Raw genomic sequence first — 7,669 nt, 5'->3', positions numbered from 1 at the left:
TCATCTTCATCTCTCCTGCACGGGTCCGCATCAACGGATCGCCCACAGCTCCATCTCAAGATCCGGGAACTCACCCGCCACATGAATCGCCAGCCCACCGGAGTCGCGCATCTGCTTCCAGTACGGGTTCGTACGGTCGAGTTCGAAGTAGACAACGCCGGCGTGGTACGGCACCTGACGCGGCGCCACGGGCAAAGCGCGCAGATCAACACCTGGCAGTGCAGAGTTCACCAACTGGCGGATTTCCTCTACCGGCCCCAGTTTGGCCTGAGAGGCAAAGTGCCTGCGCACGCTTTCGGGCGGAACACTGGCCTTGGCGGCCAACACGAAATTGGCACTGGTCAAAAGGGACTTATCCTCGACCATCGCCACGGAAACACCGTAGCTCCGAGCCTGCAGCGGAATCGCGACGGCGTTTTGCTCAAGAACCATGCTGAGATTTTCACGCAAAGCCCGGATCACCGGCTGAAACACACTGGTCAGATCGGAGTGGCGATAGATTGGGAACTCCGGCGCAATCTTGTCCACCGTCATGAACGTTGCCAACTGGCCGGCAAGCCCCACGAGGTGCTGATAGATTTGCGCGGGATGGGCATTTTCAATGCTCAACAGATGGCGGATCTGGGGCAGTGCCGCGTTCACTGCGATCAAGAGGAGGAAATCGGAGATTTCAGCCACGCCCTTGGCTCCACCCGTTTGGCTGAGCCGCCCAGACAGCGCTTGAGCACGGTGGCTTAACAGCCCCTCCAGTTCCTGAAGGAAGTCATGAAGCGGAGGTGCGGCGCGAGCATCAAGGCATGACGCCATAAACCCTTTGTCCAAGACAACTTCGCCATCAGCACGAACCTCGATGATACGGGCGATGGGGATGGCGAGCCGATCGGTCAATTCGTCCACGTCCAGCGCCAGCATCATTCGCAACTTGCCAACGGCGAGGTCGACAGACCGACGGTCGCGACCAGTGCTGTCGGCGATTTCGATTTCGCTTGGCGCGTAGCGCGAACGCGCAGCCGGATTATCCGTGAGGTCCACCTCAGTTGCGCCCTGACGTCGCGTTGGCACGGTCAGGAAAACGACCGCGTCCTTCACCGTTTCCGGCACATCAAGAGCCGCAGGATGGGCGTCCACTTCAGGGATTCGAAACACAGCGCCATCCGGGGTCAGGCCAGAGGCCGATGTCACAGCGATCTTGCCCAACCGCAGCAGTTCAGTATCGAGGGTCAGCTTCTGCACACCCCAGGCATAGGGCGCGACCGAGCCGGCCACCCCGGCCACCAAGGCTTCCAAGTAGCGATCTTGCTGCTGGAAATGGTGAGGTTGAAGGAACAGCCCCTCTTGCCACACAACTTTGTTTTGCCAAGACATTTCGGGTTCGCTCCTTCGGCGCGCGTCAGCGAATAGCGACGCGATTGCCGGTCAGCGTCACCTGGACCGGGTTCGGTGCATTTGGAACGAGGGGACGGACCGCAAGGAATGTGCCGTTGATATCGCGAAAGGCGGCTACTACCCCCACGGCAGCGGGTGGACTAACGAAACTCTGCGCATCATTCACCGTTCGCCCCGGTGCGAGGCTGAATGGACTCAGGGCCACCAGATCACCGCCCAGCGTCGCCTCCGGTTCCTCAAAAACAGCAAAGAAGTCTGCGGAGCCAAAAGCTGCAGTGTCACTCAGGTAGTAGACTTTGACCTGCGCAGGTGCGCCGCCGTTCATGTCCGCCGCTCCGGTGATCGACAAAGCTACGGTCGTGGGTGCTGGGCCACGCTCCGCACAGCCTGCAAGGGCCGCTAGTGCCATCGCGATTACGAGAAGTGTAGTGCGGTTAAACATGTCTTTCCCCTCAAAGCTTGGTGATCTGTTGTTCGTAGGCGCGGGAAAACGCCTTGCCGAACGTTGATTGAAAGTCGTCTTCGGTCTGACGGATCAGTTCAGAATGATGACGCACGTAGGCGTCCCAGAGCTGCGCCTTTCGGTTGCTCAGAAACCCTCGCTTCTTTTCGATCCGCGCCGACACTTCTTCGGGTGCAAGCTGCGACAGAAGGTCTGTCAGCGCAGCTTGCGTACCGGTCATTGTGGCAACCTCGTGGGTCTTGATGTCGTACAACACCTCGGCGGTCGCCCTTTCGGGGTCCTGATATCCGCGCCCTGCGGGTTTAAGCATCGCCTCGATGGCTTGCTCGACGCTGACAGAGAACTTCAACGGGTTGTTCTGATCCGGCGCGATCATCGTACGCGCCACCCGCATTTCGCTCTTGAGAGCGGCACGCGTCATCATGATCTCTCGCATGCCAGCGATCATTGCGGCCATCACCCGCCCCATACGACCCATCACCTCTTCGGTCTGTTCCGTTGCGATCTGAAGGCCCGTTACCCCCAGGCCTGCCACAAAGGCCTGCACCGCGGCATCCGCGTCGGTGTTTTGTGATTGCGTTGGGGGCAACGGAGTTGGATCAGGCGCCGACCCGTGCTGCGACGTTTGTTCCGGGTCAACGTGAGGCGGTCCCTCGACAGGCGGTGACACCATACTGTCATCCCAATCGTCAGGAATGACCGCATTCAGGGCTCGAGGCGGCACAAAATGATCTTGCGCTGCAGGCGTGTGGTCAGGTGCGCTCGCCCCCATCTGAGGTCCATCGTGGAGCAGCGCGTCAATGGGATCACTGATCACGGACGGCGCAGCTGAGGTGGGCTCACTCAGCAACGCATCCAGAAACGCACTATCATCATCGTGGCTCGTTCCCAACGGATCCAGCTCGAGCTGGTTTGCATCACTGATCGACGTACCCGGCAGATCCGGCTCAGCACTGGTCGAGACTGCATCCGCAGGCGCCTCGCTGATACTCACGACAAGCTCAAACTCGCCCACAAGGATCACATCGCCCGCGTTCACCGGTGTGGGTCCAGCCTCGAGCCGGTCGTCCTGATAGTTGAGGAACGTGCCATTGGTCGACATATCCCTGACGGCAAAGCCATCAGCGCTCCGCTCGACGACACAGTGTTGTTTGGACAGATGACGATCCGGATCAGGCAGCACGAGGTCATTGTCCACGCCGCGTCCGATCGTGATCGTGTCGGCCATCATCGTCGCTTTGAGAGAGACGTCATGCGGCAGGTTGGGGTGATGCGCTTTCAAGGATAGGGACATGGTCATCACCCGCCGACCAACACAGTCATGCAACCCATGACGATCGCTCCGCCATGGGCGCATGTATCCCCCAGCCGGGCCTGTGGTTTCTTGCCGGTCAGAACGGTCGTCGAACCTTTGGCTACGATATCCGGCGGACCGACGCAGACCGCCATCGCCGTGGCTGTGGCTGCAGGCATCATTCCAATTAGGACCGTCGGAGTCGGTGTCACGATGGGTCCGCCCACATGCGGCACCACACCGGTCAGCATCGGGCAGACATGCATGTCTGCAACACGGGCGGCGGGCAACGTCATGGCTCGACCTCGTTCGGGTTGGCGGTTGTGCCAGGGCTTGGCGCGCTGGCGGTTCGTTAGGTTAGTGCCGCCTAGTCCGAATTTGGTTCACTGTGACCATTGCCGCCGCGAGCAATATCCAAGCCACGCTTCAGAAAGAGCGAGCCGCGGGTGGTCACGGCAGTCTCATCCGCAAAAAGCGCGATCAAAAGCATCCCGTAGACGGCAGCGCCCACGGCGCCGGGCGGGGCGTGATGATCATCGAATTCACCGGGGCCCATCGTGCCATCGGCAAAGCACGCTGCCATGGCGCAAAAGGCGGTGTCGTCGTCCTGATTTGCGGAATCCAACGCCTCGCGAGCGGCCAGGCGTGTTTCAAAACCGGGCTGGCGAACCCAAGCCTCAGCCGCGGCGACGGCACGGGTCTCAGCCCCCATTTCGCGCGCTGCAAGGCACGCCCACCACGTTGCCTCACGAGGCGGCAGCGTGTGGGCCAGCACCTGCATCATATCGAGCTCTGCGCCCTTGCCCTGCAGCTCCAACAGGATCGCCGCGGCAGTTGCACCTGCCGGGCTTTTCAGTTCGGTTTGCAAACGCACATTGTGCTGCGCAAGGACACGGCCCGCCGGTCCCTTCGACAATTTACGAAGATCCTCAAATGAAGGGTCAGACATCGCGCGCACCCCTAGTTGATCATCGTCAAGCTGCCCTTGACCATCAATATGCCGGAGGATTTCAACTGGGTCATACCCCCGCCTTCGAGCTTGAGCATTCCCTTTCCTTCAAGTGCCAGTTGACCGCCAGCGTTGATCTTGGCCGTGGCAGCAGCTTTCACTTCGACCTGTGGTGCAGTAATCGTGATCCCGGACGGCGTCATCTCGATCTTTGCGCCACCACATTTGAAAGTGATCTTGGACTTTGCTGTCAGACTGAGCGCCGCGCCCACGTCGATTTCTGCGCTTTTGGCAACCGTCAAGCCGTGCGTACCGTCAACCTGCGTGTTGTCGTTCCCGCCAATCGTTTCGGTTTTGTCGCCATGGATTGTCTGTTTGAGCCATCCCTTGTCTTTATGGGCCAACCCAACCTCGATCTCGGCATTGTTCTTGATGATCTGTTTGAAGTCCCGTTCTGACTGCAAACGAACAAACTCGGAACCCTTCTTGTCCTCAAACACCAGTTCGCTAAAGCCATTCCCGCCCTTGGAGCTATTGGTTTTGAGACCCAGCAGCGTGGCATTTCCTGGGAGCGGGAACGGAGGTTTGGTATCGCCGTTGTACACCATCCCGGTGATGATGGGTCGGTCGGGATCGCCCTGTTCGAATTGGACAACAACCTCTTGACCGATGCGCGGGACAGCCATCATTCCCCACCCCTTGCCGCTCCAGGGCATGGCTGCCCGGACCCAGCACGAGGATTTTTCATCCCGTTTTCCGTCACGATCCCAATGGAACTGGATCTTCACCCGGCCAAACGTGTCGGTCCAAACCTCTTCACCGGCCTTACCGACGACTACGGCGGTTTGCACGCCAGGATTCTCTGGCCGCGGCGTGTGCTGCCCTGAGCGATAGGGCTCGCGGGCGGGCTGCACTTCGATGTTACAACGATAGAGATCGGGGTTGGTTTCGGAATCGAAGTCCAGCACCGGGCCCAGAATGGCCTCAACGATATCGCGGTCTTCAACCATCACATCGAGCTGGATTTGATGTTGGGCGCGAACAACGAGGTATTCACCGTTCTCCGCCTTGCGGGGGTGCTTGTTCAGTCGGAATTTTGCGCCGACAGCCATCTGGCGGACGCTACCTACGGCGCGGGCTCGGTGGGCCTGGGCCGCAATTCCTTCCATTTTTACACGGGCCTGATGCTCACCTGTTCCAGCACTATCATGGCGACCCGGGTAGTCATACACTTCATAGGAATTGTGCATGTGGCGCCCTTTGGATACCGATTTGACGCTTGCCAGGTCTGTCTTGGGCTTTTCAAAATCATAGCTCTGCAACGACACCTTTCCGGGCCGTATCTGCTCTGAGCCGCGCCATTCGTAGATGTGATCCTCGTCCCGAAACATATCGGCGGCACGCACAAAGTAATTGAGCTGTCCGTGATCTGTCAGGGGCTCGTGGCTGCTCGAGTCATCAGCGAGAATCAGCGTTTCGCGGGATTGATCATACTGGTGAAAGTAGTAAACACCCTCCTCTTCCATCAGCCGCGAGATGAAGGCGAAATCGCTTTCGCGGTATTGGACGCAGTAGGGCCGCTTTTCAAAACGATGCTTGGTCTTGTCCTTGAAGTCCGAAAAACCGTGCGCGCCAAAGACATCCTTGATGATCTCGATAACCGTTTTGTCTTGAAATATGCGGCAGTTGTTCGTTTGCGTCAGAAACCACAGCCAAGGACGCAACTCAGCACGGAAATACCCCTGGCTGCCCGATGCACCCAGAAATTCAGCTGACACACATCGCCCTTGGAAATAGCGAGTCTTCTTGTTGGGCGCGTCCAAGTCGATCCGCATTCGTTCGCCGACCAGTTTTTGCAAATCAAGGTCGAGGTCCGTGGACATGAATTCGACTGTCATCAGAGGGACTTCGCCCAGGGCCTCATCAATCTGCGAGCGCACCAGATAACCCTTGATACGGTTCGGCAGGATCAGCGTCGCGGGCCGGTTTTCCAACAGGATATCTTTGGACATTCAGCATACCTCCCGACAGCAGGGATCCACATGCGGCGTGAGGATCTCGCGCATCACAGATCCTCCATCAGCGCGGCAAGCGCGGGGTCCATGTCGTCGTCGTTTTCGCCCTCGGCGCCATCATCGTCACCGAACCCGGCAAGCAACGCATCAAGTTCGTCTTCCGAGCCATCATCGGCATCGTCATTTTCACTTAAATCAATGCCACCCAGATCGTCGTCATCATCGTCACCGAAGCCAGCAAGCAACCCATCAAGGTCATCGCCCGGGTCATCGTCGGCATCGTCAGCGTCGCTTAGATCAAGGCCACCCAAATCGTCGTCATCATCACCAAAGCCGAGGTCATCGCCGTCGTCTGTGTCATCTTCCTCTTGGGCAAATTGATCGTCATAGTCCTCGCCCGCTCCGCCAGGACGGGATGGACCAAAGTCAATGCCGTCTTCTGGGTAATCTGATACCTCTCGCGTGACATCGAGTGTGGATTTGACCCCGCCTAATCCAGTGCCAGCGCCCGCGCTTTGTCCCCACGGGCCTGCCAACATACCGGGACCCAGCCCCTGAAACGACCCTTGGCGAACTTCGGTACGGCCCTTGATCGACAAGAGCGGGATGTAACCGCGGGCGACCACCTCTGCCATTGTGCGCGTGTTCAGCAACCGACGAGTACATGGCAGGGCAACCTGATCGCCGTGCTGATCGGTAATGTGATGCAGTGGCAGATCACCCACCGACATCACGTCGCCCAATTGCATCGCCTTGCCCTTTTGGTTCACCGTTTCACAAAGCAGGATGGCCGACAGGACGACGGGGTTGGCCCATAACATACCTTTGAGACCATCGCGCAGCGTGAATTCCTCGAAATCAAACGGATCCACAGGTTCTGTTCTGGCGCCATAGGGCAAGCGCAGCAAAAACTGTGGCGCAGCCAGTCCGACATACGACGCCTCAGGCATCGCGCGCAGTCCGTCCCAGGAGCGGGCCACCAGCGGATGGCGTTCGTGCTTGGGGGTATCCAGAAAGTTCTCGGATATTGCTGTTAGGAAAGGCGCATTCATCCAGTCACTGATCTTGGCCATGCGTGCTATTAGATCCGCGTGGGGCGGCGTTTCTTCCAAAGTGTAGAGCCCGAAAACTGCAGACAGTGGGCCCTGAGCATCATCGAGGCGCGGCTCTTCAGCCAGCATCTGAAAGAGGCCGGTTTGCGCTAGATCTTCCTGTGATGCCAGATCAGCGGCCCATTCCTCTGCCGACATATCGTACAGGACGATCTCAAGTCCCGCGCCTGTAGTGATCCGGCGGGCCAAAAGCTCCAACGAACGCCATGTGCTCTCGACTGCCTGAAAGTCCGGATGATGCAGGATCGCACGCATCGCACCGGACAATGCCTCATCAACAGCCGCCAGCATGGCCGGCTGATCCGGGTCAGGGGCTGCTTGCACGTAGGGGCCGACAATACGGCCGATCAGATCCTCGGCGGGCGATGGCGTGCAAAGGTTGTTGGTATTGTCCCCGATCAGAGACTGAAATGCACTCAGCTTGAGGTTGGCGGGCACACTGGCCCCACC

The 7,669-nt window shown here is 58.8% G+C and carries 7 protein-coding genes; all 7 read right to left on the bottom strand.

Going from position 1 to position 7,669, the window contains the following annotated elements; all coding sequences use genetic code 11:
* Positions 1-30: 30 nt before the first annotated feature.
* The gene (gene tssK / locus AC6RA8_RS19705; RefSeq protein ID WP_500355120.1) at positions 31-1,365 is read right to left on the bottom strand and encodes a type VI secretion system baseplate subunit TssK; all 1,335 of its coding nucleotides are present in this window, start codon (positions 1,363-1,365) and stop codon (positions 31-33) included.
* Between the two features lie 25 nt (positions 1,366-1,390).
* Positions 1,391-1,828, bottom strand: a complete 438-nt coding sequence (gene tssJ, locus AC6RA8_RS19700; protein WP_500355118.1) for a type VI secretion system lipoprotein TssJ — start codon at positions 1,826-1,828, stop codon at positions 1,391-1,393.
* Positions 1,829-1,838: 10 nt separating this feature from the next.
* Entirely contained in the window at positions 1,839-3,143 is a 1,305-nt protein-coding gene (gene tagH, locus AC6RA8_RS19695; protein ID WP_500355116.1) for a type VI secretion system-associated FHA domain protein TagH, read from the bottom strand.
* 5 nt (positions 3,144-3,148) lie between these two features.
* Positions 3,149-3,439, bottom strand: coding sequence for a PAAR domain-containing protein (locus AC6RA8_RS19690; protein WP_500355114.1), 291 nt, complete (start codon positions 3,437-3,439; stop codon positions 3,149-3,151).
* A gap of 71 nt (positions 3,440-3,510) precedes the next feature.
* Positions 3,511-4,092, bottom strand: coding sequence for a DUF6931 family protein (locus tag AC6RA8_RS19685; protein ID WP_500355112.1), 582 nt, complete (start codon positions 4,090-4,092; stop codon positions 3,511-3,513).
* Between the two features lie 11 nt (positions 4,093-4,103).
* Entirely contained in the window at positions 4,104-6,104 is a 2,001-nt protein-coding gene (locus AC6RA8_RS19680; RefSeq protein WP_500355110.1) for a type VI secretion system Vgr family protein, read from the bottom strand.
* A gap of 53 nt (positions 6,105-6,157) precedes the next feature.
* Positions 6,158-7,669, bottom strand: a 1,512-nt coding sequence (locus AC6RA8_RS19675) for a type VI secretion system contractile sheath domain-containing protein (RefSeq protein WP_500355108.1), incomplete at its 5' end; no start/stop codon positions are given.

The organism is Tateyamaria sp. (assembly GCF_059783535.1).
Note: the sequence above shows the minus strand (reverse complement) of the source record. Positions and strands in the feature narration are given on the sequence as shown.